Source organism: Amycolatopsis sp. GM8 (assembly GCF_021653975.1).
Lineage (GTDB): Bacteria > Actinomycetota > Actinomycetes > Mycobacteriales > Pseudonocardiaceae > Amycolatopsis_E.
Window position 1 is genome coordinate 738,518 of sequence record NZ_JAJKFK010000003.1, and the last position, 23,032, is coordinate 761,549.

Below are 23,032 nucleotides of genomic sequence, written 5' to 3' on the forward strand. Positions count from 1 at the left end.
GGGGTCGTGCACACGGTCGCCGTACTCAGCCTCAAGGGAGGCGTCGGCAAAACCACGGTCGCGCTGGGCATCGCCTCGGCCGCGATGCGCAGGGGCATCCGGACGCTGGTGGCCGATCTCGACCCGCAGGGCAACGCCACCGCGTCGCTCGACCCGCCCTACACCGACGCGACACTCGCCGACGTGCTGGAGAACCCGCACCGGTCGGTCCTCGAACGCGCCATCGCGGCCAGCGTGTGGAGCGACGACGTCGAGGTGCTCGTCGGCGCCGAGGATCTGGAGGCGCTCAACGAGCCTGGCCCGGACGAGCGGCGGCTGGCCAGCCTGTCGCGCGCGCTCGACGAGCTGCACGACTCACCGCCCCGCGGCAAGGGGTACGACCTGGTGATCCTCGACTGCCCGCCGTCGCTGGGCCGGCTCACGAAGTCGGCGCTGGTCGCCGCCGACAGCGCGCTCCTGGTCACCGAGCCGACGATGTACGCCGTCTCCGGGGCGCAGCGCGCGCTCGAGGCGATCGAGAAGATCCGCGACGAGCACAACCAGGGCCTGCGGGCGGTCGGCGTGCTGGTGAACCGGCTGCGGCCGCGCTCGCACGAGCACCAGTTCCGCATCGCCGAGCTGCGCGAGTCGTTCGGCGCGCTGGTCATGCCGACCGCGATCCCCGACCGGCTCGCGATCCAGCAGGCACAGGGCGCGTGCAGCCCGATCCACGAGTGGCACTCCCCCGGCGCGCAGGAGATCGCGCTGACGTTCAACATGGTGCTGGCCAAGATCCTTCGGTCCACCCGCGCGGGCCGGCACCGGATCGACGCCGACGAGACCGAGACCACCGGGCCGATCGAGGCGATCCGCACCGATGCCCGAGGGTGACACCGTCTTCCTCGCCGGCAAGATGCTCGACCGGGCGCTCGCCGGACGGACGTTGTCCCGCACCGACTTCCGCCATCCCGCACTCGCCACCGCCGACCTGACCGGCCGGCAGGTGCTGGGCGTGGGCACCGTCGGCAAGCACCTGTTCACCCGGTTCTCCGGCGAGCTGAGCCTGCACAGCCACCTCAAGATGGACGGCACCTGGGAGATCTACCGGGCCGGCGCGCGGTGGCGGCATCCGGCGCACCACATGCGGGTCGTGCTGGCCGACGCGCGGGTGCAGGCCGTCGGGTTCCGGCTGCACGATCTCGAGCTGCTGCCCACCGGCGAGGAGTCCCGGCTCGTCGGGCACCTCGGCCCGGACCTGCTCGATCCACAGTGGACGGACGAGCACACCGCGCTGGCCGCCGCCGCGCTGGCCGCCGATCCCGCGCGTGAACTCGGTCTGGCGTTGCTCGACCAGCGAGTCATGGCGGGTGTCGGGAATTTGTACAAGTGCGAGATCTGTTTCCTGCTCGGCGTCACGCCGTGGGTTCCGGTGTCCGAAGTGGACACCGCGAAGGCCGTGGCGCTGGCGCGCAAGCTGTTGCTGGCCAACGCCTGGCGGCACGAGCAGGTCACCACCGGGGACCTCGCGCGCGGCCGCCGCACCTGGGTGTACGAGCGCACCCGGGCCGGCTGCCATCGCTGCGGCGGCCCGGTGCGGGTCGGCACCCAGGGCACGGACGTGCGGCGGCGGCCCACCTGGTACTGCCCGCGCTGCCAGCGCGGGCCCGCGCCCGCGGAGTGAAATAAATGATGTTGCGGCGACGCCCGGCGCCGGCATAACTTTGCGGTACACGGGAAAGGAGGTGGTCCTACGTTGAATATCGACAGGACTCGTGAGGTGGCTGTCCGCTAGCGGACAAAGCTGCGAGAAGCTCGTGCCGGCCGCAAGCCGGTACGAAGTGCCGCGCCCGTCGACGCCGCCGGCGTCCGGGCCGCGACAGGACAGTGGAGGCCTGCGAGGCAATACCAGGCAGTCACCGGACCCCCGGCGCCCCGAGCACAGTCCGGCTCGGGCCCACAGCGGCTGACGACGCTGCGGGAGCACGCGCCGGGGGTTTCCTGTCTCCCGGATCGCCGTCCAAGACCGGGAGTTCCGCCGGACTTGCCGCGCATCGGACACTTCCGGCGGGCCAACTACCAATCCGACCGAAAGTAGGCGGACACGGTCCGCAGCCGACCTGCTCACAGACACCCGTTTCCGCCGTGGCTGCCGTCGGATTGGTAGTGGACGGCGCTGTAACTTTTCAACATTTTCCTGCCGTAATTGCCCAGGTGACCCGCGCACATGCGACTACGCTGCTCCGTGTGCTGCAGCCCACATACCCCATCAGGACGCCGCGGCTGAACCTGCGCCCGTTCACCAGCACCGATATCGCCGCGTTCACCGCGATCTACACCCATCCCGACGTGATCCGCTACCTGACGTGGGAGCCGCACGGCCGGATGGAGATTCGCGAGCTGCTGGCACGCAAGGCGAAGCACACCGCCATCACCGAGCCCGGCCAGTCGCTGTCCCTCGCGGTCATCCTCGTCGACAGCGGAGAGGTCATCGGGGACATCTCGCTGGGCTGGGTGCGCGGCGAGCACGAAAACGGCGAAGTGATCATCGTGCTGCATCCCCGGTTCCACGGGAACGGCTACGGCGCCGAGGTGTGCCTCGAGATCCTCCGGCTGGGCTTCGACGTGCTCAAGCTGTACCAGATCTTCGGCGCCTGTGACACGCGCAACATCGCCTCCGCCTCCCTGATGGAGGGCCTCGGCATGCACCGGGACCCCACGCTGCGCGAGCGCGAGGAGCTCAAGCCGAAGTGGAGCGAGGAGCTGATCTACTCCATGCTGGCCACGGAGTGGCGAAGACGCTGAGCGAAGATGTAAGGCGTGCTGTTCGAGAAGCTGATCCGCCCCGCGCTCTACCGGCTGGCCGGCAATGACCCCGAGACCGTGCACGAGCGGACGGTGCGTGCCCTGAGCCTGCTGCGCGCGGAACCTCCGCTGCTGCGCGGCATCTACGCCGAGGACGACCCCGCCACGGTGTTCGGGCTGAGCTTCCCCAACCGGGTCGGGCTCGCCGCCGGGATGGACAAGGACGGGCGCGCGCTGCACGCGTGGCCCGCGCTCGGCTTCGGCTTCGTCGAAGTGGGCACGGTCACCCGGCTCGCGCAGCCGGGAAACCCGAAGCCGCGGCTGTTCACCCTCGCCGGGAACGACGCGGTCATCAACCGGATGGGGTTCAACAACTCCGGGGCCGACGCGCTCGCCGCCAAGCTCGCCGCGCGCGGGAAACCCGGGGTGCCGCTGGGCATCAGCATCGGCAAGTCCAAAGTGGTCCCGCTCGGCGAGGCGGTCGAGGACTACCGGTACTCGCTGCGCGCACTGTATCCGTACGCGGACTACTTCGCGGTGAATGTCAGCTCCCCCAACACACCCGGCCTGCGCGAGCTGCAGGACAAGGCCGCGCTGGCCGAGCTGCTGGGCGAACTCCAGCGCACGTCGGCGGACCTCGGTACGACGCCGCTGCTCGTCAAGGTCGCGCCGGATCTGACCGACAGCGCGCTCGCCGAACTGCTGGAAGTATGCGACGCGCACGGCGTGGCCGGGGTCATCGCGACCAACACCACGTTGTCCCGCAACGGTTTGACCGGTCCCGAGGCGGCCGCCGGCGCCGAGGCCGGCGGGTTGTCGGGCCGCCCGCTGGCCGAGCGGGCGCGCGAGGTCGTGAAGTTCGTGCACACCCACAGCGGGTTGCCGATCATCGGGGTCGGCGGTGTCCTTTGCGGACCGGACGCACGGCGGATGCTGGACGCGGGCGCGAGCCTCGTCCAGGTCTACACCGGGTTCGCGTTGAAGGGGCCGGGGCTGATCCGGGAGATCAACAGGACATTGGCCGGGTGGCGGTGAGGTAGCGCAGGTAGGCCCGCCAGTCGCCGAACTCCGTGATGTCACGGGCTTTCGCGGCGGCGCGCGCGGTGCAGTGGAAGCCGGCCGCGGTACTGCCGTCCGCCAGCTCGATCTCGGCGAGCGTCAGTCCGGGCAGGCCGGCCCGCAGGGAACCCAGCCCGGCCGGGGAGATCGTCCACCGTTCGCCGGCCAGCGGGGCGCCGTGGGTGACCGGCCGCACGCCGGGTTTCGGCGGGCTGCTGGGCAGCGCGTACAGCCGGTAGCGGCCGGACGTCAGCACCTGCCCGCGGTAGCGGGCGCCGAGCGCGACCAGTTGCGCGTTGAGCGGCTGGCCGCGCAGGTGGGTGCCGAACACGACGAGGTCGATTCCCGTTGCCGGGTAAGGGTTCTTCAGCTGCTCGACGTTGAGGTACGCGGCCAGGTCGAGCACGACCTGGTCCTCGAACGGCCGCGCGACGATCGTGACGCCGGCGACGGTGACGGCCGGCAGCCCGCGCGGCCCGGCGACGCCGGCCGGCAGCAGCAGCGCGTCGTGATCGCCGTGGAGTTCCGTGCTGTCAATGGTTTCCACGCTCGCGCCGGCGGCGAGCAGATCATCGACCGCCTTGCGGAACGCGTCCGGGCCCTCGCCGGCGATGGCGAGCTTCGGCCGCTCCCCTACGGCGAGTCGCACCGCCGCTGGCCAGGCCGGATCGGGCCCGGTCATCGCGATGAGGGCTTGCTGGCCGTCGGCGACGGAGCGGGCGACGACGGTGCGCGGAACCAAGCCCGGCGTCGGGGTGAGCACGGCGGTGCCTTCGCACGCCGCCATCTCGGTGCCGATGGCCAGGTCGGTCAGGCCGAGCGCGACGGCCGTGGCCGAGGTGGTCGTGCCGAGCACGATGGCGCCGGCGTCCGCGAGGCGGCGGACGGCGGTGTCGCTCAGGTCGAGCGTGCCGGTGACCGCGGCCAGCAGGCCCACGAGCGGCAGGGATTCGCCGGCACGCACGCGGACGTCGACGGCCTTGGCCTCGACGAGGACGTCTTCGAACGGGCGGAGGGTGGGCAGGAGTTCCGGTCGGCCGCCCTCGGCGATACGGTCGTATGCGGCGAGGACCTGACGGTGAGCACTGGGCGGCACCGGGGGTAGTGGTGCCGGTTCTGGGGGCAGCGTCTCCATCCCATTGACGGTAAGCAGCGGATATTCCGCGCACCAGCCGTCAAACGTTACACACAGGTATCAGCTGATTTCGCGCAGCGCGATCGCCAGGCCGGCGAGCCGGTCGGTCGCATCGGTCAGCGCGTCCTTCGACTGCCGCAGGCCGCTTCCCCCGGCGGCCACCGCGTGCCCGGCCGCGGCGACCAGGGCACCGTAGCCCTCGAGCCCGTCGTCGAGCTGCTCACGCAGGGTACGGATCGCCGTGTCGAGGGCCTTGCGGTCGCCCGCCGGCGCCGAATTGCGGGCGCGCTCGATCGCCTGGATGCGGCCCGCGAGGCCACGAAGCGCGGACGCGGCCTCGGCGGCGGTCGCCCGTGCCTCCTCGACCGACTCGTCGGAGACCATCGACGCCGGGGCGGACAGCTGTCGCAGCAGCTCGGCCAGCGACGCCTCGGACTCGGCGAGCCGCTCCATCGGCTCCCGGGCCGCCGAGCGGGGGCTCGGCAGTGGCGGCGGCGTGGTGCTGACCGGCAGCTCCGTCCGGTGCAGCTGGCGCAACCGCAGCCCGGTCCGCACCCCGAGGGTGCCGAACACGATCGCGCCCGCGATGCCGCCGAACGCCTCGGTCAGCCCGCCGGCGCCGATCAGCCCCAACCCGGTGGCCACCGCGTACAGGCCGCACAGCAGGGTCAGGATGATCCACAGGGTCAGCGCCCGCGAGGCCCGCCGCTTGCGGCGTTCGAGCTTCGCCGCGGGCGCGTTCCACCGTGCCCAGCGCGAGCGCGCCTCGGCGATCACCGGTACGTCGGTGATCGCCGTGGGACGCGCAGGCGCCGGCCGCCGCAGCGGATTCGCCCGCTGCCCTCCGGCGTCGGGCGGGAAGTACTGCTGCAGCTTTTCCTGAGCGCGCTGCGCGTAGTCGGGCAGCCGTTCGAGATGCTTCTCCAGCTTCGCGCCGAACTCGCCGAAGTCCCGTCTGCCCGACACCATGACGGCTCCGGTCAGGCCTTGTTGTTCTGCTGCTCGGCCTGCACCCGCGCCTGGATCTCACGCTGGATGTCGCCCGACGACGACGCGGGCGCCTTCGAGCCGTCGGTCACCTGCGCGACCGAATCGCCCTTCATCGACGCCCGGATCTGCTCCAGCCGCGAGTGCCCGGCCAGTTCCGTGGTGGCCGACTGGACCTCGAGCATCCGGCCCTGGACCGAGTTCTGCGCCAGCTCCGCCGAACCCAGCGCGGTGGTGTAGCGGCGCTCGATCTTCTCCCGGACCTCTTCCAGCGATGGCGTGTTGCCCGGCGCGGCCAGCTCCGACATCTGGTTGAGCGAGGCCGACACCTTCTCCTGCATCTTGGCCTGCTCGAGCTGGGAGAGCAGCTTGGTGCGCTCGGCCAGCTTCTGCTGCAGCATCGTGGCGTTGCGCTCGACGGCCTGCTTGGCCTGCGCGGCCGCCTGCAGCGACTGGTCGTGCAGGGTCTTGAGGTCCTCGATGCTCTGCTCGGCGGTGACCAGCTGGGTCGCGAACGCCTCGGCGGCGTTCTCGTACTGGGTCGCCTTCTGCTCGTCGCCCTTCGAGCGGGCCTCGTCGGCCAGCACGAGCGCCTGCCGTGCCGAGGCCTGCAACTTCTCGACCTCGCCCAGCTGGCGGTTGAGCTTCATCTCCAGCTGGCGCTGGTTACCGATCACCGCCGCCGCCTGCTGGGACAGCGCCTGGTGGTTGCGCTGCGCGTCCTCGATGGCCTGCTGGATCTGCACCTTCGGGTCGGCGTGCTCGTCGATCTTCGACGAGAACGCGGCCATCAGGTACTTCCAGGCCTTTACGAACGGGTTGGCCATCTGTTCCGCCTGCCTTCTTACGTCCCACTCTGTCCAAGTTGTCCCGACCGATGGGGCGCTGCACTACCCTAGCTTGGCAACGTCCCGGCCTCGGCGTGGGTTCCATCGTGTCAGGTCAGCGCCCGCGGTTCCAGGCGACCCCGGGGGAATTCAGGGACTACCCCGATCCTGCTCCCCGAAATGACCTCGAGGCCACCCTCCGGACGTGGGATGTCCGGAAGGTGGCCTCGCGTGAGGAAACCGGTGGTTTACGCCGCGACCATCTTCGGCGCGCGGATCGTCGTGCGCAGGGCCGGGCCCATGCGCTGCGGCGAAACCCGCAGGTCCGCGAGGTCGTTGCCGATCATGCCGTCGACGATGCGGCCACCTTCGAGCCCGTCGGCGGCCTCGTGGCGCTCCGCCTGCTCGCCCTTCGCGGCTTCGCCTTCGGCCATCGCCGCGACGTCGACGGTGTCGAGCGAGGAGATGTCCGCGGCCACGTTGTGCAGCAGTTCGCCGAGTGGGAGCTCCAGCGCCCCGCAGATGGAGGCCAGCAGCTCACTGGAGGCTTCCTTCTGGCCGCGCTCCACCTCCGACAGGTAGCCGAGGCTCACCTTGGCGGCGCGGGAGATGTCGCGCAGCGTGCGACGCTGGTTTGTGCGGGCATGACGGAGCCGATCACCGATCGCCTCACGCAACAGCACGGTCATCACGCGCCTCCCTTCCTGGTACCGACCACGTTACCCAGACCGAGCCCTCGAATGCAGCGGTTGACACGGTCGTACGCCAAGGGCGAACGTCTGGCTCAGGCCAGATGTTCCCCCAGTAAGACCAACGCGGCGCGGGCCGATTCGGTTCGAATCCCGGCCCGATCTCCTTCGAACCGGTACGTCCGGACCTCGCGCACCCCGGCTCCGGCCAGCCCGATGTGCACGGTGCCGGGGGCCACGCCGTCCTGCGGATCCGGCCCGGCGACGCCGGTCAGGCCCAGCCCCCAGTCGGCGCCGCAGCGGTCACGGGCACCCACGGCGAGCTGCGCCGCGACCTCCGGATGGACGGCGCCGCACTGGGCCAGCAGCACCGCGTCGACCCCGGCGAGGACCGCTTTCAGCTCGGTGGCGTAGACGATCAGCCCACCCCGGACGACGGCGCTCGACCCCGGCACTTCGGTCAGCGTCACGCAGACCAGGCCGGCGGTGAGGGACTCGGCTGTCGCCACGGTCTCGTCGCGCTCGATGAGCCGGGCGACGAGGTCGCGGGCCAGGGTCACGGCGCGACGGTCCGGGTGCCGCCCGCGCGCAGCCGCACCGCGCGCAGCACGTAGTCGGCGCCGGTCACCACGGTCAGCGCGATCGCGATCCCCATCAGCGTCCAGGACACCGGGTCGGTCCAGGCCGGCAGCGGCAGCAGGAACAGCACGATGGCCGCGATCTGGGTGAGCGTCTTGGCCTTGCCGCCGCGGCTGGCCGCGATCACGCCGTACCGGATCACCCAGAACCGCAGCAGGGTCACCCCGATCTCGCGGACCGCGATCACGATCGTGACCCACCAGTACAGCTCGCCGAGCACGCTCAGGCCGATCAGCGCGGCACCGGTCAGTGCCTTGTCGGCGATCGGGTCGGCGATCTTGCCGAAGTCGGTGACCAGCCCGTAGCGGCGGGCGACCCAGCCGTCGACCTGGTCGGTGAACGACGCGAGCGCGAACAGCGCCGTCGCGCCGATCCGCCAGGCCGTACTGGTCCCGTCGTCGACGAACAGCGCCACCACGAACACCGGCACCAGCAGCAGTCGCGTGCACGTCAGGATGTTCGCGATGTTGATGTTGGAGACGCGGGGCGGGGTCTCGTCGGCCACGGCGCTCACCCGTCCTCGCTTTCGGGGCGCACCAGCAGGTCCACACCCTCGCTGTCCACCACGCGGCAGCGCACGAACTCGCCCGCCGCGACGTCACCGGCGTCGAGCACGATGCACGCGCCGTCCACTTCGGGCGCCTGGTGCGCCGCCCGCCCGACGACCTCGTCGCCGGTTTCCTCGATCATGACGTCGACCAGTTCGCCGACGCGGTCCTCCGCGCGCTGCGCGGTCAGCTCCTCGACCAGGCCCGAGATCTTGGTGACCCGCTCGGCGACCAGCTCCGGGTCGACCTTCGCCTCGAACCCCTCCGCCTCGGTGCCGTCCTCGTCGGAGTAGCCGAACACGCCGACCGCGTCCAGCCGCGCGCCGGTGAGGAACCGTTCCAGTTCGGCGACGTCCTCCTCGGTCTCGCCGGGGAAGCCGACGATCACGTTGGTGCGGATGCCCGCGGCCGGGGACAGTTCGCGGATCTGGCCGATCAGGGCCAGGAACGAGTCGGTGGAGCCGAACCGGCGCATCCGCCGCAGCACGGTCTCGCTGGAGTGCTGGAACGACAGGTCGAAGTAGTCGGCGACGCCGGGCGTGGTCGCGATGGTGCGCACCAGATCCGGCCGGGTCTCCGCGGGCTGCAGGTACGACACCCGCACGCGCTCGATGCCGTCGATCGCGGCCAGCCGCGGCAGCAGCCGTTCGAGGGCCTGCGTGCCGCCGTCCTCGCGGCTGAGATCCTTGCCGTAGGACGTCGAGTTCTCGCTGACCAGGAACAGTTCTTTGACGCCTTCACCGGCCAGCCAGGCGGCCTCCGCGACGATGTCGTCGGGCTTCCGCGAGACGAACGAGCCGCGGAACGAAGGGATCGCGCAGAAGGAGCAGCGCCGGTCGCAGCCGGAGGCGATCTTCAGCGCCGCGACCGGGCCCGTGCCGAGCCGGGCGCGCGGGATCCAGCCGTGCCCGGGGACGCTGACCTCCGCCGCCGCGGTGGGCCGTTCGACGGGGCTGATCGGCAGCAGCTTGCGGCGGTCACCCGGCGTGTGCGAGGCGATCTTGTGCCCGGAGACGATCTCCCCGAGCCGTTCGGCGAGATCCGGATAGTGGTCGAAGCCCAGCACCGCGTCGGCCTCGGGCAGGCTGTCGGCCAGTTCGGCGCCGTAGCGCTCGGCCATGCAGCCGACCGCGACGACCTTCGCGCCGGTGTCGGCGGCGGCGAGCAGCGTGTCCACCGAGTCCTTCTTCGCCGACTCGACGAAGCCGCAGGTGTTGACCACGATGACTTCCGCGTCTTCGGGATCCTCGCTCAGCTGCCAGCCGCCCGCGGCAAGGCGGCCGGCGAGTTCTTCGGAGTCGACCTCGTTACGGGCGCACCCCAGGGTCAGCAGGGAGACGCGACGGGATTCGGCGGCGGCAGACACAACACTCAGGGTAGCTGGCGGAAGTGGGGGAACCCACGGCGACAGGGGCGTGCCGGCCCGATACCGTCGGCCGGTGCCGCATGATCCCGCCACCCGGATCGGCATCCGCCGCGCCCGGATCGCCGACGTCCGCCAGATCAAGGCCCTCGTGGACGCGGACGCCGGCCGGGTGCTCCTGGAAAAGGAACTCGTCACGCTGTACGAGAGCATCCAGGAGTTCTGGGTCGCCGACGCCGGGGGCGAGGTGCTCGGCTGCGGCGCGCTGCACGTGCTGTGGGAGGACCTGGCCGAGATCCGCACGGTCGCGGTGAACAAGGCCGCCCGCGGGCAGGGCATCGGGCACCGGCTCGTCGGGCGGCTCGTGGAGCACGCGGGGGAACTGGGCCTGCGGCGGATCTTCGTGCTCACCTTCGAGACCGGTTTCTTCGCCCGGCACGGTTTCCGCGAGATCGACGGAACGCCGGTGCCGCAACAGGTCTACGACGAAATGCGCCGGTCGGTCGATCCCGGTGTGGCGGAGTTCCTGGAGCTGCCGTACGCGAAGCCGAACACGCTGGGCAACTCCAGGATGCTGCTGGAGCTATAGCTACTGTGCCGCGAACGCGTCGGTGGCTTCGACGACCGCGCCGGTCATGGACAGGCCGCCGTGGCCCGCGTCGTCGAGGACGGTCAGTTCGCTTCCCGGCCAGGCCCGGTGCAGCAGCCATGCCGTGTCCAGCGGGCCGCTGACGTCGTAGCGGCCGTGGATCAGCACGCCGGGGATACCGGCCAGGCGGTGCATGTCGCGCAGGATCTGGTCGTCCGCCAGGAAAGAGCCGTTCGCCCAGTAGTGCGTGACGATCCGCGCGAAGGTCAGCTGGAAAGCCGGGTCGGCGATCGACAGGCGTGGCGCGGCATCCGGCGCGAGGGACATGTGCGTGTCTTCCCAGTCGCACCAGTCCTGCGCCGCCTTCGCGCGCACCGCCGAATCGGGATCATGGAGCAGGCGGCTGTACGCGGCGGCGAGATCGGATTCCCCGGCGGGCGCGCCGTCCCGGAAACGCTCCCATTCACGCGGGAAGACGCGGCCCATGTCGCGGGTGATCCAGTCGGTCTCCAGGCGCCGGCCGCTGGTGACCGCCGCGAGCACCATTCCCGTCACGCGGTCCGGATGCGCCTGTGCGTAGGCGAGGCCGAGCGTCACGCCCCAAGAGCCGCCCCAGACCAGCCACTGGCCGATGCCCAGGTGCGCCCGCAGCCGTTCGATGTCGGCGATCAGGTGCGGGGTGGTGTTGGCGGACAGGTCCACCACGGGCTCGGCCGCGGACGGGGTGCTGCGCCCGCAGTTGCGCTGGTCGAACAGCACGATCCGGTACCGCGCGGGATCGAACATGCGGCGGTGGTTCGCCGAGCAGCCACCACCGGGCCCGCCGTGCAGCACGAGCGCGGGCTTGCCGCCCGGATCGCCGCAGACCTCCCAGTACAGCGAGTGCCCGTCGCCGACGCCGAGCATGCCGGAGTCGTACGGTTCGATCTCCGGGTAGCGCCTACTCATCGTCGGCGGGCGCGCCGCCGCCGCGGATCATGAACAGCACGCCCTCCAGCTCGTCCGGCTTGACCAGCACGTCACGGGCCTTCGAGCCCTCCGACGGGCCGACCACGCCACGGCTTTCCAGCAGGTCCATCAGGCGGCCGGCCTTGGCGAACCCGACCCGCAGCTTGCGCTGCAGCATCGAGGTGGACCCGAACTGCGAGGTGACCACCAGCTCCGCCGCCTGCAGCAGCACGTCGAGGTCGTCGCCGATCTCCGGGTCGATCTCCTTGGCCTCGCCGGCCTTCGCGGCGGTGACCCCGTCGGTGTAGTCCGGCTGCGCCTGGTCCTTGGCAAACGAGACGATCGCAGAGATTTCCTCGTCGCCGACGAACGCGCCCTGCACGCGCACCGGTTTGCCCGCGCCCATCGGCAGGTACAGCGCGTCGCCCATGCCGATCAGCTTCTCCGCGCCCGGCTGGTCCAGGATGACCCGCGAGTCGGTCAGCGACGACGTCGCGAACGCCAGCCGCGACGGCACGTTCGTCTTGATCAGGCCGGTGACCACGTCCACCGACGGCCGCTGGGTCGCCAGCACCAGGTGGATCCCGGCGGCGCGGGCCTTCTGTGTGATCCGGACGATCGCGTCCTCGACGTCGCGGGGCGCGGTCATCATCAGGTCGGCCAGCTCGTCGACGATCGCCATGATGTACGGGTACGGCCGGTACTCACGCTCGCTGCCGGGTGGCGCGGTGATCTCCCCCGACTTCACCTTCTTGTTGAAGTCGTCGATGTGCCGCACCCGGTTGGCCTGCATGTCCTGGTACCGCTGCTCCATCTCCTCCACCAGCCAGGCGAGCGCGGCGGCCGCCTTCTTCGGCTGGGTGATGATGGGCGTGATCAGGTGCGGGATGCCCTCGTACGGGGTCAGCTCGACCATCTTCGGGTCGATCAGGATCATCCGGCACTCGTCCGGCGTCGCCCGCGCCAGCAGCGACACCAGCATCGAGTTGACGAAGCTCGACTTACCGGAACCGGTGGACCCGGCGACCAGCAGGTGCGGCATCTTCGTCAGGTTCGCGGTGACGAAGTGGCCCTCGATGTCCTTGCCGAGCCCGATCACCATCGGGTGGTTGTCCTTGGCCGCCTTGGGCGCGCGCAGCACGTCGCCGAGCCGGACCATCTCGCGGTCGGAGTTCGGCACCTCGATGCCGACGGCGGACTTGCCGGGGATCGGCGCGAGCAGCCGCACGTTGTCGGTCGCCACCGCGTAGGCGATGTTCTTGGTCAGCGCGGTGATCTTCTCGACCTTCACGCCGGGGCCGAGTTCGACCTCGTACCGGGTGACGGTCGGGCCGCGGGTGAAGCCGGTGACCTGCGCGTCGACGTTGAACTGTTCCAGCACACCGGTGATCGCCTCGATCATGGTGTCGTTGGCCTTGCTGCGGGCCTTCGGCACGTCGCCGAGCTGCAGCAGGTCGGGCGAAGGCAGCTTGTAGTCGCCTTCGACGGTCCTGGTGACCGCCATCGCGGGCGCGGCCTCGGACTTCTTCGGCTTCTTCTCCGGCACGTCCGCGGGCTTGACCTTCGGGGGCCGGGCCGGGGTCGGCGGCTCGGCGAGCGCGGCGTCGATGTCGAGCTGCTCCCCCGCGCCGTCGCCGCTGCCCTGGCGGCGCCGCGACGGTTTGCGCAGCCGCACCGCCTTCGGGTCGGCCTCCTCGATCGCCTTGTGCTCTTCCTCGAACGCGCGCTGCTCCTCGGCCATCCGCTCGCGCTCTTCGGGGTCGAGGCCCCACTCGCGCAGCGCCTGCGGGACGTCGCGGATCCGGGTGCCGGTGAAGACGAGCACGCCGTAGGCGAGGGCGAGGATCAGCACCGGCGCGGCGACCCACGGGGTCACGCCGCGGGCGAGCAGGCCGCCGGACAGCGCGCCGAGCTGACCGCCGGCGTACATCCGGTCGTCGTTGGTCTCGGGGCGGCGGCTGAACAGGTGCAGCAGGCCCAGCAGGGCGAACGTGACCAGCACGGTGCCGATGACCATGCGTGGCCGGGCCTCGGGCCGCGGTTCGGACCGCATCAGCGCGACCGCGGTCACCCACAGCACCAGCGGCAGCGACACCGACGCGGCGCCGAACACGGTGCGCGCGGCGAGTTCGAGATACCCGCCGATCGGGCCGCCCGCACGCCACCACAACGCGGCGGCGAGGACGAGTCCGAGGGCGATGAGCCCGAGCGCGATCCCGTCGCGGCGGTGCTCGGGCTCCAGCTCACGGCTGCGCCCGACGGTCCTGGCCATGCTGCCGACGCCGCGGGCCAGCAACGTCCACCCGCCGCGGACGGTCTTGGCGAACGCGCCGCCGGACGAGCGGCGGGCCGGTGGCCTGCGTGACGCAGATGCTCCGGCCGACCTCGCACGCGGCTTGCTCCCCGCACGCGACCCGCGCGCCGGGCTCCTGCTGCCACCGCGTTTCGCCGTCGTCCCTCTCCTCGTGGTCGCCGAGCCGCCTGCCATGGCTTCTACGGTAACGGCAGAACCGCAGGAGTCCCGTACGCCACTCTCGGCCCAAGGCGAACTTTTCCCCCACGCGTTCTGTCGGAGCCGGGAACCAATCGATCGGACCGAACCCGAATTTCACGACTGCCGCCTCCGCACCCCCGACGGCGGCGAAGCCGATATCTACGGCCCCACCGACGGCGAGTCGTTCGACAGCCTGGCGATCAATCACTTCTCTCCGGGCGAAGTCCTGGATCTGGTCGCGCGGTTCGCCCGGCAGGCGGACGCGGTCGTCCTTGCGCCCGGTTGCCCGGCATTCCTGACCGCGCCGAGCAGGCCGCCCACGTTCCCGCCGAGCTGCTCGGGATCCGGTGATCATCCGCAGCGGGGCCGACATCTCGTCCGCGCTCGCGGCGAACTGACCCCCTACCAGGTAGCGCCCGGTCCCCCACGCGTCTGAGATCCTCTGTCTTCATGAACGGGTCACCGCGCCGGGCACCGGCGATCTGGCGCACGATGGCGACGCTGGACACCGGTCTGGTCCACCTGGTCGGCAGGCTCGAGGTCAGCGGCCGCATCCCGCGCGAGCTGCGGGGCAAGCCGCTGCTGCTGACCCCGAACCACATCGGCGTGTTCGACGCGTTCGTGCTGATCGCGGCGTGCCGGCGGCTCGGCTTCGCGCCGCGGTTCCTGCTCGCCGGCGGGCTGCTGGACGCGCCGGTGCTCGGTCCCGCGCTGCGGGCCAGCGGGCACCTGCGGGTGGACCGCGGCAAGGCGAGCGCGGTGGAGCAGTTCGGCCAGGCCGTCGAGGCCATGCGGACCACGACGAGCCCGATCATCGTCTACCCCGAGGGCCGGATCAGCCACGATCCCGGGCTGTGGCCCGAGCGCGGCAAGACCGGGGCGGCGCGGCTCGCGCTGGCGGCCGGGGTACCGGTGATCCCGGTCAGCCAGTGGGGCGCGCACGAGGCGGTGTACTGGGGCACGGAAAAGGTGGACGGCCCGGCGGACCTCGTGCCGCTGGCGCGGTCCGGGCTCACCGCACCCCTGCGGCGGCCGAAGTTCAAGGTGCACTTCGGGGCGCCGGTGGATCTGTCCGATGTGGACACCGAGCGCCCCGGTGCCGGGGTGCGGGCGCACGCGAAGATCATGCGGGCGATCGCGGCCGGGATGGTGCCGTTGCGATCCGGCGAGCTGGACCGCCCGCGGTTCCAAGACCCGACCCGCCCGACGGACACCGTCAGCCCCTGGAAGCCCTGAGTCCAGATACTGAGAGCCGCGCCGGGAGATCGTTAGGGTGAGCGGCGTGAGCACACGCATCCTGGTGGTCTACTACAGCGCGACCGGCAACACCGCCGAGCTCGCCGCCTCGCTCGCCGAAGGCGCGGCCGAGACCGGCGCCGAGGTACGGCTGCGCACGGTGGCCGAGACCGCTCCCCCGGACGCGATCGCGCGGAACCCGCGCTGGCAGGCCTACGTCGACTCCGGCCCGCACGCGGAACCGGCCACGCTCGCGGACCTGGAGTGGGCGGACGGGCTCGCGGTCGGCAGCCCGACCCGGTTCGGCGGCCCCGCCGCCCAGCTGAAGTCCTTTTTGGACAGCACGGGTGGCTTGTGGGCACAGGGAAAGCTCGCGAACAAGGTCGCCACGTCGTTCACCACGGCGTCCACCGCGCACGGCGGGCTGGAGTCCACCGTGCTGGCGATCAACAACGTCTTCTACCACTGGGGCGCCATCGTGGTGCCGCTCGGCTACACCCACGCGCACCTGATGGACACCGGGAACCCGTACGGCGGCTCGTTCGTCTCGCGCAAGTCCGCCTCGCCCGACAAGGAGGCGCTCGGCGCGCTGCGGATCCAGGGTAACCGGCTCGCGACGATCACCGGTTACGTCGCCGCGGGCCTGGAAACGGGATAATTCACTTCGCCGCACCGGTATCGACCGCATAGCCTCGGGTGGTGACGATCGAAGTACCCGCCGTCGCGCCCGCACCGCGTGCCCAGCGCGGCCGCGGCACGGCGCTCATCCTGGTCTCGTCGGTCTGCTTCGGCATGTCGGGCACGATCGCGAAACCGGCGATGATCGCGGGCCTCTCGCCCGAGCAGGTCGCCGCGGCCCGGATCGGGCTGGCGGCGGTGGTCCTGCTGGCCGGTATCGGGCTGGTGCGGCCGCGGCTGCTGCGCGTGCGCAAGACCGAGTGGCCGCTCCTGCTCGGCTACGGGCTGCTGGGCGTGGCCGGGGTGCAGCTGTGCTACTTCGTCGCGGTACAGCGGCTGCCGGTCGGTATCGCGATCCTGCTCGAGTTCATGTCGCCGGTGCTGATCGCGCTGTGGACCCGGTTCGTGCGGCACGTGCGGCTGCCGCGCGCGATGTGGCTCGGGATCACGCTGGCCATGCTGGGGCTCGCGCTCGTCGCGCAGGTGTGGGAGGGGCTCAGCCTGGACGCCGTCGGTGTGCTGGCCGGGCTCGGCGGCACGGTGTGCTCGGCCGCGTACTTCCTGATCGGCGAGCACGGCGCGACCACCCGCGAACCGCTGGGCATGGTCACCTGGGGCGTGGTGATCGGCGCGGTCGCGGTGTCCGCGATCGCGCCGCCGTGGACGATTCCGGTGGCGATCCTGGACGCGCCGGCCGATCTCGGCCCGTGGCATCCGCCGGTCTGGCTGCTCGTGGTGGCCGTCGCGCTGCTGTCGACAGCGCTGGCGTACGCGCTCGGCACGTCGGCGTTGCGGCACCTGCCCGCCGCGGTCGCGTCGGTCATCGGCCTGCTCGAACCGATCGTCGCGACGGCGACGGCGTGGGCGCTGCTCGGTGAGTCGCTGCGCTGGGTGCAACTGGCCGGGGCGCTCGTCCTGCTGGGCGGCGCGACCATCGTGCAGATGGTCCACAGTAGACAGACCGTTCAGGTGCAACCCGGGGTGGGACAGGAGAGTCCGGCGAGCGCGCCGTAGAACACGTCCGCGATCTTCGCCGGGTCCGGGGCGACGAACGTCTTCCCGCCGGTCGCCGCGGTGATCGCGCCGAGATCGCCGGCGTCGATGTCCGGCCCCATCCCGATCGCGATGACCGGCAGCGGGCGGCGCGGATCCTGCAGGGCGTTGAGCCCATCGAGCAACTGCTCGCGCGTGACACCGTGCGGATCCTCGTTGCGGCCGTCGGTCATCAGGATCACGAGGTTGAGCCGCCCGGCCGTCCAGTCGGCCCTGGCCTGCTGGTAGGCGGCGAGAACCGTGTCGTACAAACCGGTCTGGCCGTTCGGCGTGGCCCGCAGGTCCCGCAGTTTCTGCGCGGCGCCGGTCGCGAGCTGCACGCTGACCGGCGACATCGGCAGTACTTCGCGGTAGTCGTGATCGCCGTCCAGGTTGGTCGAGAACACCCAGGTACTGCTCTCCGAGGTCGGTTTGAACAGGTCCAGCGCCCGCGCGGCCGCCTCCGCGGTCAGCGCCATCCGGGTCCGCCCGGTGCCCGGCACGATCGCGTTCATCGAGCCGGAGATGTCGATCAGCACCCGGGCCCGCGAGCTGGTGTTGACCTTCGCCCACTGGTTGAGCACCTGGTCGAGGGCATCCTCGGACGGCAGCGGCGAGAGCGCCTGCGGGCCCGCGGCGACGTGGGTGTCCCCGGTGTGGCCGAACAGCATCCGCCCGTCCGGCGTGCGCACGTCGACGCCCGCGAGCACCGCCTGACCGTCGGCGCCGAGCAGGGCGGTCAGTAGTTTTGCGGCCGCGTCCTGCTGGGCTCGCCCGGCGTTGCCCAGCACGGCGAACGGGTAGTCCAGCGATGGCACCGCCTGCGGCGGGTACACCGCGACGAGCTGCGCGGGTGTGGCCGTCACGCCGGCGCGCTCGTTGTACCGCAGCACCGAGGTCTCCGAGGCCGGGAACGCGCTGACCGCCTGTTTCGAGCTGCCGGCGCCGGGCAGGCGGGCATACAGGTCGTCCACGCCGGGCAGCGTGATGGGCGCCAGCCGCCGCATCGCCGCCGCGAAGGCCGGGGCCGCCGCCGGTCCCGGGGGAAGCGCTTTCGCGACGCCCAGCAACGTCGACACGCCGACCGGGTCCGAGCCGGGATCCGGCATGCCCAGGCTGACCGGGGAGTCCAGCAGATCCTGCCAGGCCGGCGTTTTTCCGGGCCACCCCAAGGATTTCGCGGTGTCCTCGGTCATCGCGAACACCACCGGCGAGTTCGCCACGGACGAGCCCGACACTGGCACGTCGGCCGCGCCCGCGGCCTTCGCGCGGCGCAGCCGCAGGGTCGAGTCGGGGATCCAGACGTCCGGCCGGCGGGTCCCGTCGGCGACCGCGAGCGACGACGCGACGGCGGCGGGATCCCGGTCCTCGACCTCGAACCGGAAGCACTGCCCCGCGGCCACGCCGTGCGCGATCCGGTCCACCGCGGCGGCGAGGTCCGGGGCCACCGCCACCCGGACGACGTCCTCCTGCGCGCAGCCGGCACTCGCGGTCACCCGCGCGACGGTGACCCAGCCGCCCGCGGCCGCGACGAGCACCGCCGCGGTGACGACGATCGTCGTGCGGATGCCCCGCCGCCCGGCGGCGGGCTCGTGTCGCCCCACCCGGTAGAGGCTAGAGCGAAAACCGCACGGCACCAGGCGCCAGCGGGCGCAGTCCCGGTTACTCCATTCAGACCGGAATGACCGTGGGCACGATCATCGGGCGGCGGCGGTACGTTTCGGCGACCCAGCGGCCCACGACCCGGCGCACCGACTGCGCGATGCGGTGGCTGTCGGTGATGCCCTCGGCCTCGGTGCGGGACAGCTCCATCTCCACCAGCGGCACGACCGCGTCGAGCGCCTTCGGATCGTCGGAGAACCCGCGCCCGGACACCGTCGGGACACCCATGGCGCGCCCGGTGGTCCCGTCCACCACGACGGTGATCGAGATGAACCCGCCCTCGCCCAGGACCAGCCGGTCGGACAGGGTCGACTCGCCGACGTCACCGACGGACAGGCCGTCGACGTACACGTGGCCGACCTCGACCCGGCCCGTCGTGCGCGCCCGGCCGTCGACGAGGTCGACCACGACGCCGTCCTCGGCGAGCACCACGTTCTCCGGCGCCACGCCCGTGCGCACGGCCAGCTCGCCGTTGGCGCGCAGATGCCGCCACTCGCCGTGCACCGGCATCACGTTGCTGGGGCGGATCGCGTTGTACAGGAACAAGAGCTCGCCCGCGGACGCGTGCCCGGACACGTGCACCTTCGCGTTGCCCTGGTGCACGACGTGCGCGCCGAGCCGCACCAGGCCGTTCACGACACCGAACACCGCGTTCTCGTTGCCCGGGATCAGCGAGCTGGCGAGCACGACCGTGTCCCCCGCGCGGATGGAGATCTGCCGGTGTTCGCCGCGCGCCATCCGGGACAGCGCCGAGAGCGGCTCGCCCTGCGAACCGGTCGACACGAACAGCACCTTCGTCTCGGGCAGGTGCACCGCTTCGTCGAGATCGATCAGCAGGCCCTCGGGGATGTTCAGCAACCCCAGGTCCGCGGCGATCCCCATGTTGCGGACCATCGACCGGCCCACGAACGACACCCGCCGCCCGTGCCGCAGCGCCGCGTCGAGCACCTGCTGCACGCGGTGCACATGGCTGGCGAAGCAGGCGACGATCACCCGCTGCGTCACGCGCCCGATGACGTCGTCGAGCACCGGGCCGATGTCGCGCTCCGGCGTGACGAACCCGGGCACCTCGGCGTTGGTGGAGTCGATGCACAGCAGGTCGACGCCCTCGTCGCCGAGCCGGGAGAACCCGGCCAGGTCGGTCAGCCGCCCGTCGAGCGGCAGCTGGTCGAGCTTGATGTCGCCGGTGTGCAGCACGACCCCGGCCGGGGTGCGGATCGCGACCGCGAGCGCGTCCGGGATGGAGTGGTTGACCGCGAAGAACTCCAGCGCGAACGGGCCCACCGTGCGGTGCTCGGCCTCGGTCACCTCGATCAGCTTCGGCCGCTGCCGGTGCTCGCGGCATTTCGCCTCGAGCAGGGCCAGGGTGAAGCGGGACCCGTAGACCGGCAGGTCCGGCCGCATCCGCAGCAGGAACGGCACGGCGCCGATGTGGTCCTCGTGCCCGTGGGTCAGCACGAGCGCGTCGATGTCGTCGAGCCGGTCCTCGATCGCCCGGAAGTCGGGCAGGATCAGGTCCACGCCGGGCTGGGCGTCCTCGGGGAAGAGCACGCCGCAGTCGACGATGAGCAGCCGGCCGGCGTGCTCGAACACGGTCATGTTGCGGCCGACCTCGCCGATGCCGCCGAGCGCGACCACGCGCAGGGCACCGTCGGGCAGGGCGGGCGGGTTGTTCGTCGGTCCGGGTCCGCTGGGCGGGGAAATCGAGGTCACCTAGGAATGATCCCAACGCTGGTATGAGTGGTCGGGGCGACGTAGGCTGCCGCCGAGTCCGCTTGCGCGACCCTGGAACTGTGCCAGTCGCGGTTCCGCGACTCGTCGAGGGGGACCCCTGCCTGGGTCAGATCGCCCGCGATGGCCTCGACCTGTTCCTCGGACGCGGGCACCAGCGGCAGCCGCGGTCCGCCGACGTCGTGGCCGCGCAGCGCGAGCGACGTCTTGGCGAACACCACGCCGCCGACGCGCGACATCGCCCGGTAGACCGGCAGCATGCCGCGGTGGTTGGTGCGCGCGGTGGACGTGTCGCCGTCCTCGTAGGCGTCGAGCATCGCGCGGATCCGGCCCGCCACGACATGCCCGACGACGCTGACCACGCCGCAGGCGCCGACGGAGAACCACGGCAGGTTCAGCGCGTCGTCGCCGGAGTAGTAGGCCAGCTGGGTGTTGGCGATGACCTCGCTGCCGGCCAGCAGGTCGCCCTTGGCGTCCTTGACCGCGAGGATGCGCGGGTGCTCGGCGAGGCGCCGCAGCGTGTCGACCTCGATGGGCACGATCGAGCGCGGCGGGATGTCGTAGAGCATCACCGGCAGGTCCGTCGCGTCGGCGACGGTGGTGAAATGCGCGTGCAGGCCCGCCTGCGACGGGCGGGAGTAGTACGGGGTGACGAGCAGGATCCCGTGCGCGCCGGCCTTTTCGGCCTGCCGGGTCAGCTCGATGCTGTGCGCGGTGTCGTAGGTGCCGCCCCCGGCGATCACGGTCGCGTGGTGGCCGACCGCCTCGACCACGGCCCGGATCAGCTCGGCCTTCTCGGTGTCGCTGGTGGTGGGGCCCTCGCCGGTGGTGCCGTTGAGCACCAGGCCGTCGTTGCCCAGCTCCACCAGGTGCTCGGCGAGCTCCTGCGCCCGCTTCAGGTCCAGGGCACCGTCGGCGTCGAAGGGGGTGACCATCGCGGTGAGTACGCGCCCGAACGGCCGTCCGGGGGCTGCGGTAGGTGGAGTGGACATATCGATGACGGTACCTCTTCCGGGCAAGGTTCTCCGCGACGACCTGCCGGTTCGGCACGATCACCAGGCTGCGTCGGCGAGCCGCCGGAGATTCGCCGGTTACCGTCTGGCTACGCGGGAACTTCTGTCGTCACTTCAGGTCGCCGGCCGTCTGTCCCGTCCACGCCGAGCCGTCCGCCTTGGCCATCAGGCAGTAGATCTTGCGCACCGGATAGGACGAGTACTCGCTGTCGGGCTGGGTCTGCCAGGCCTGCGGGGTCGGGACGAGCGCCCGGTAGGTGAAGCTCCCGCGCACCTGGTCCGGGATCGCGTTGGAGTGGAAGGTCAGCGAGCACCGGGCCTCGGCCCACGCCCGCAGGTTCGACGGGTACGCGGCCTCGATCGCGTCGCGACCGCTGCCATCGTAGGTGACCGCCGTGTCGAAGAACTCCGTGTAGTGCAGGTTGTCCGCGCAGGCGACCCAGGCGTTCTTGGCGATACTGCCCGGCCCCTGCACGGCGACGGTCACGCACGGGTAGCTGCTGCTGGGCTCGAAGTCGGGCAGGTCACCGCCCGGACCGTAGGTGAGCGTCGCGCGCATCGCCGCGTCGGTCACGGGCCTCGCCCACCGGTCACCGGCCACGAAACCGCCCACCAGCAAGGCGATCGCGGCGACGACCGACACCGCGATCCACAGCGGGGTGCGCGTGTTCCGCGGCGTGGGCGCGACCTGCGTGGGCTGCGGCTGCGGCCACGCCGGCGGGGTCGGGGGCTGGGTGTTCGCGACCATCGCGAGCAGATGCTGGGCCTGCGCGGGCGCCAGCCGGGCCTCCGGGCTCGAGATCAGCAGGCCCATGATCACCGACGCGAGCGGCCCCTGGGTGCGCGTCAGGTACGGCACCTCGTTCATGATCGCGTGCAGGGTGGCCGCGGTGGTGGGCCGCTCGAACGCCAGCGTGCCCTCGACCGCGAAGAACAACGTGACGCCCAGCGACCACAGGTCGGAGGCGGGCATAGCCTCCTTGCCCGCGACGCGTTCGGGCGCCATGAACGCGGGTGAGCCGATGATCATGCCGCTCGTGGTCAGCCGCGGATCGTCCACGGCCTGCGCGATGCCGAAGTCGGTCAGCTTCACCCGGCCGTTCGGCGCGACCATGATGTTGCCCGGCTTGACGTCACGGTGCACGAACCCGGCGTCGTGCGCGGCCTGCAGCGCGGTGAGCACCTGCTGCCCGATCGACGCGACCTGCGCGGGCGGTAGCGGCCCGTGCCGGCGCACCAGCTCCGCCAGCGTCGGCGCCTCGACCAGCTCCATCACGATGTAGGTGGCGCCGTGCTCGGCGACCACGTCGTACACGGTGACCACGGCCGGGTCGTTGAGCCGCCCGCCGGTGCGGACCTCGCGCAGCACGCGTTCGCTGGCCACCGCGCCCTCGGCGCCGTGCGCGAGCCGCAGTTCCTTGATCGCGACCTGCCGCCCGATCACCCGGTCCTCGGCACGCCACACGATGCCCATGCCGCCGCGCCCCAGCTCGCCGAGCAGCACGTACCGTTCGGCGATCATGCGGGGCGCCGGCTGGGTCGCCTGCGTCGTCTGCTCGTGGGTCACGGTCGCGGCCTTTCTCGGGGACTCGGGACAGCGAGATGCTATTCCGACCTCTCA

22 protein-coding genes are annotated in these 23,032 nt (G+C 71.5%); 9 read left to right on the top strand and 13 right to left on the bottom strand.

From position 1 onward, the window contains the following. Window positions 1-6: 6 nt before the first annotated feature. From LOZ83_RS16815 to LOZ83_RS16830, 4 genes are all read left to right on the top strand, one after another. Complete coding sequence (locus tag LOZ83_RS16815; protein WP_236791692.1) at window positions 7-870, top strand: ParA family protein; 864 nt, start codon at window positions 7-9, stop codon at window positions 868-870. After that, window positions 857-1,660 (top strand): DNA-formamidopyrimidine glycosylase family protein, encoded by an 804-nt coding sequence (locus LOZ83_RS16820; protein ID WP_236791693.1) that lies wholly within the window; start codon window positions 857-859, stop codon window positions 1,658-1,660. Before LOZ83_RS16815 ends, LOZ83_RS16820 begins: the two co-directional genes overlap by 14 nt. Window positions 1,661-2,223: 563 nt before the next feature. Further along, the gene (locus LOZ83_RS16825; RefSeq protein WP_236791695.1) at window positions 2,224-2,781 is read left to right on the top strand and encodes a GNAT family N-acetyltransferase; all 558 of its coding nucleotides are present in this window, start codon (window positions 2,224-2,226) and stop codon (window positions 2,779-2,781) included. 15 nt (window positions 2,782-2,796) lie between these two features. After that, complete coding sequence (locus LOZ83_RS16830) at window positions 2,797-3,816, top strand: quinone-dependent dihydroorotate dehydrogenase (RefSeq protein WP_236791697.1); 1,020 nt, start codon at window positions 2,797-2,799, stop codon at window positions 3,814-3,816. Here the strand turns inward: LOZ83_RS16830 and LOZ83_RS16835 are convergent. The 7 genes from LOZ83_RS16835 to rimO form a co-directional block, all read right to left on the bottom strand. Further along, the gene (locus LOZ83_RS16835; RefSeq protein ID WP_236791699.1) at window positions 3,788-4,975 is read right to left on the bottom strand and encodes a hypothetical protein; all 1,188 of its coding nucleotides are present in this window, start codon (window positions 4,973-4,975) and stop codon (window positions 3,788-3,790) included. The genes LOZ83_RS16830 and LOZ83_RS16835 overlap by 29 nt on opposite strands. A gap of 60 nt (window positions 4,976-5,035) precedes the next feature. Continuing rightward, window positions 5,036-5,944 (bottom strand): hypothetical protein, encoded by a 909-nt coding sequence (locus LOZ83_RS16840; RefSeq protein WP_236791701.1) that lies wholly within the window; start codon window positions 5,942-5,944, stop codon window positions 5,036-5,038. 11 nt (window positions 5,945-5,955) lie between these two features. Beyond that, window positions 5,956-6,789 (bottom strand): PspA/IM30 family protein, encoded by an 834-nt coding sequence (locus LOZ83_RS16845; RefSeq protein WP_236791703.1) that lies wholly within the window; start codon window positions 6,787-6,789, stop codon window positions 5,956-5,958. A 248-nt stretch (window positions 6,790-7,037) separates the two neighbouring features. Beyond that, window positions 7,038-7,478, bottom strand: coding sequence for a helix-turn-helix domain-containing protein (locus LOZ83_RS16850; RefSeq protein WP_236791705.1), 441 nt, complete (start codon window positions 7,476-7,478; stop codon window positions 7,038-7,040). A gap of 95 nt (window positions 7,479-7,573) precedes the next feature. After that, on the bottom strand, window positions 7,574-8,038 hold the full coding sequence (locus LOZ83_RS16855; protein ID WP_236791707.1) for a CinA family protein: 465 nt from the start codon (window positions 8,036-8,038) through the stop codon (window positions 7,574-7,576). Next, window positions 8,035-8,631, bottom strand: a complete 597-nt coding sequence (gene pgsA, locus LOZ83_RS16860) for a CDP-diacylglycerol--glycerol-3-phosphate 3-phosphatidyltransferase (protein WP_236791709.1) — start codon at window positions 8,629-8,631, stop codon at window positions 8,035-8,037. Before pgsA ends, LOZ83_RS16855 begins: the two co-directional genes overlap by 4 nt. Continuing rightward, a complete protein-coding gene (rimO, locus tag LOZ83_RS16865; protein ID WP_236791711.1) occupies window positions 8,628-10,031 on the bottom strand; it encodes a 30S ribosomal protein S12 methylthiotransferase RimO in 1,404 nt (467 codons plus the stop codon). The genes pgsA and rimO overlap by 4 nt, the downstream gene beginning before the upstream one ends. Before the next feature lie 73 nt (window positions 10,032-10,104). Between rimO and LOZ83_RS16870 the strand changes: the two genes are divergently transcribed. Continuing rightward, the gene (locus LOZ83_RS16870; RefSeq protein ID WP_236791713.1) at window positions 10,105-10,617 is read left to right on the top strand and encodes an amino-acid N-acetyltransferase; all 513 of its coding nucleotides are present in this window, start codon (window positions 10,105-10,107) and stop codon (window positions 10,615-10,617) included. Here the strand turns inward: LOZ83_RS16870 and pip are convergent, their stop codons facing one another. Beyond that, window positions 10,618-11,565: a prolyl aminopeptidase gene (gene pip / locus LOZ83_RS16875; protein WP_236791715.1), complete on the bottom strand. Its 948-nt coding sequence runs from the start codon at window positions 11,563-11,565 to the stop codon at window positions 10,618-10,620. It lies immediately after the preceding gene. Further along, complete coding sequence (locus LOZ83_RS16880) at window positions 11,558-13,837, bottom strand: DNA translocase FtsK (RefSeq protein ID WP_236791717.1); 2,280 nt, start codon at window positions 13,835-13,837, stop codon at window positions 11,558-11,560. The genes pip and LOZ83_RS16880 overlap by 8 nt, the downstream gene beginning before the upstream one ends. On the opposite strand from LOZ83_RS16880, the gene LOZ83_RS16885 reads away from it, so the two are divergent. The 4 genes from LOZ83_RS16885 to LOZ83_RS16900 are packed head-to-tail and all read left to right on the top strand — an operon-like array spanning window position 13,836 to window position 16,987. Then, window positions 13,836-14,495, top strand: a complete 660-nt coding sequence (locus LOZ83_RS16885) for a hypothetical protein (protein ID WP_236791718.1) — start codon at window positions 13,836-13,838, stop codon at window positions 14,493-14,495. The two genes, LOZ83_RS16880 and LOZ83_RS16885, sit on opposite strands and share 2 nt — an antisense overlap. A 14-nt stretch (window positions 14,496-14,509) precedes the next feature. Then, window positions 14,510-15,295 carry a 1-acyl-sn-glycerol-3-phosphate acyltransferase gene (locus tag LOZ83_RS16890; protein ID WP_236791721.1) on the top strand — a complete coding sequence of 262 codons (786 nt, stop codon included), beginning with the start codon at window positions 14,510-14,512 and terminating at the stop codon, window positions 15,293-15,295. 46 nt (window positions 15,296-15,341) lie between these two features. Beyond that, on the top strand, window positions 15,342-15,953 hold the full coding sequence (gene wrbA / locus LOZ83_RS16895) for an NAD(P)H:quinone oxidoreductase (RefSeq protein WP_236791722.1): 612 nt from the start codon (window positions 15,342-15,344) through the stop codon (window positions 15,951-15,953). Window positions 15,954-15,994: 41 nt separating this feature from the next. Next, the gene (locus LOZ83_RS16900) at window positions 15,995-16,987 is read left to right on the top strand and encodes a DMT family transporter (protein WP_374202670.1); all 993 of its coding nucleotides are present in this window, start codon (window positions 15,995-15,997) and stop codon (window positions 16,985-16,987) included. Here LOZ83_RS16900 and LOZ83_RS16905 read toward each other — a convergent pair. From LOZ83_RS16905 to LOZ83_RS16920, 4 genes are all read right to left on the bottom strand, one after another. After that, window positions 16,939-18,609 carry a substrate-binding domain-containing protein gene (locus LOZ83_RS16905; protein WP_236791724.1) on the bottom strand — a complete coding sequence of 557 codons (1,671 nt, stop codon included), beginning with the start codon at window positions 18,607-18,609 and terminating at the stop codon, window positions 16,939-16,941. The two genes, LOZ83_RS16900 and LOZ83_RS16905, sit on opposite strands and share 49 nt — an antisense overlap. Before the next feature lie 67 nt (window positions 18,610-18,676). Then, entirely contained in the window at window positions 18,677-20,371 is a 1,695-nt protein-coding gene (locus LOZ83_RS16910) for a ribonuclease J (RefSeq protein ID WP_236792107.1), read from the bottom strand. A gap of 5 nt (window positions 20,372-20,376) precedes the next feature. Continuing rightward, window positions 20,377-21,390, bottom strand: coding sequence for a 4-hydroxy-tetrahydrodipicolinate synthase (gene dapA, locus LOZ83_RS16915; RefSeq protein WP_236791726.1), 1,014 nt, complete (start codon window positions 21,388-21,390; stop codon window positions 20,377-20,379). A gap of 130 nt (window positions 21,391-21,520) precedes the next feature. Then, window positions 21,521-22,978, bottom strand: a complete 1,458-nt coding sequence (locus LOZ83_RS16920; RefSeq protein ID WP_236791728.1) for a serine/threonine-protein kinase — start codon at window positions 22,976-22,978, stop codon at window positions 21,521-21,523. Window positions 22,979-23,032 lie beyond the last annotated feature (54 nt).

Coding starts and splice junctions, on each gene's coding strand:
- LOZ83_RS16820 (WP_236791693.1), top strand. CDS start 857: ATGCCCGAGGGTGACACCGTCTTCCTCGCCGGCAAGATGCTCGACCGG.
- dapA (WP_236791726.1), bottom strand. CDS start 21,390: ATGTCCACTCCACCTACCGCAGCCCCCGGACGGCCGTTCGGGCGCGTA.
- pip (WP_236791715.1), bottom strand. CDS start 11,565: ATGAGTAGGCGCTACCCGGAGATCGAACCGTACGACTCCGGCATGCTC.
- LOZ83_RS16845 (WP_236791703.1), bottom strand. CDS start 6,789: ATGGCCAACCCGTTCGTAAAGGCCTGGAAGTACCTGATGGCCGCGTTC.
- LOZ83_RS16840 (WP_236791701.1), bottom strand. CDS start 5,944: ATGGTGTCGGGCAGACGGGACTTCGGCGAGTTCGGCGCGAAGCTGGAG.
- LOZ83_RS16885 (WP_236791718.1), top strand. CDS start 13,836: ATGCTGCCGACGCCGCGGGCCAGCAACGTCCACCCGCCGCGGACGGTC.
- LOZ83_RS16890 (WP_236791721.1), top strand. CDS start 14,510: ATGAACGGGTCACCGCGCCGGGCACCGGCGATCTGGCGCACGATGGCG.
- LOZ83_RS16880 (WP_236791717.1), bottom strand. CDS start 13,837: ATGGCCAGGACCGTCGGGCGCAGCCGTGAGCTGGAGCCCGAGCACCGC.
- LOZ83_RS16850 (WP_236791705.1), bottom strand. CDS start 7,478: ATGACCGTGCTGTTGCGTGAGGCGATCGGTGATCGGCTCCGTCATGCC.
- LOZ83_RS16835 (WP_236791699.1), bottom strand. CDS start 4,975: ATGGAGACGCTGCCCCCAGAACCGGCACCACTACCCCCGGTGCCGCCC.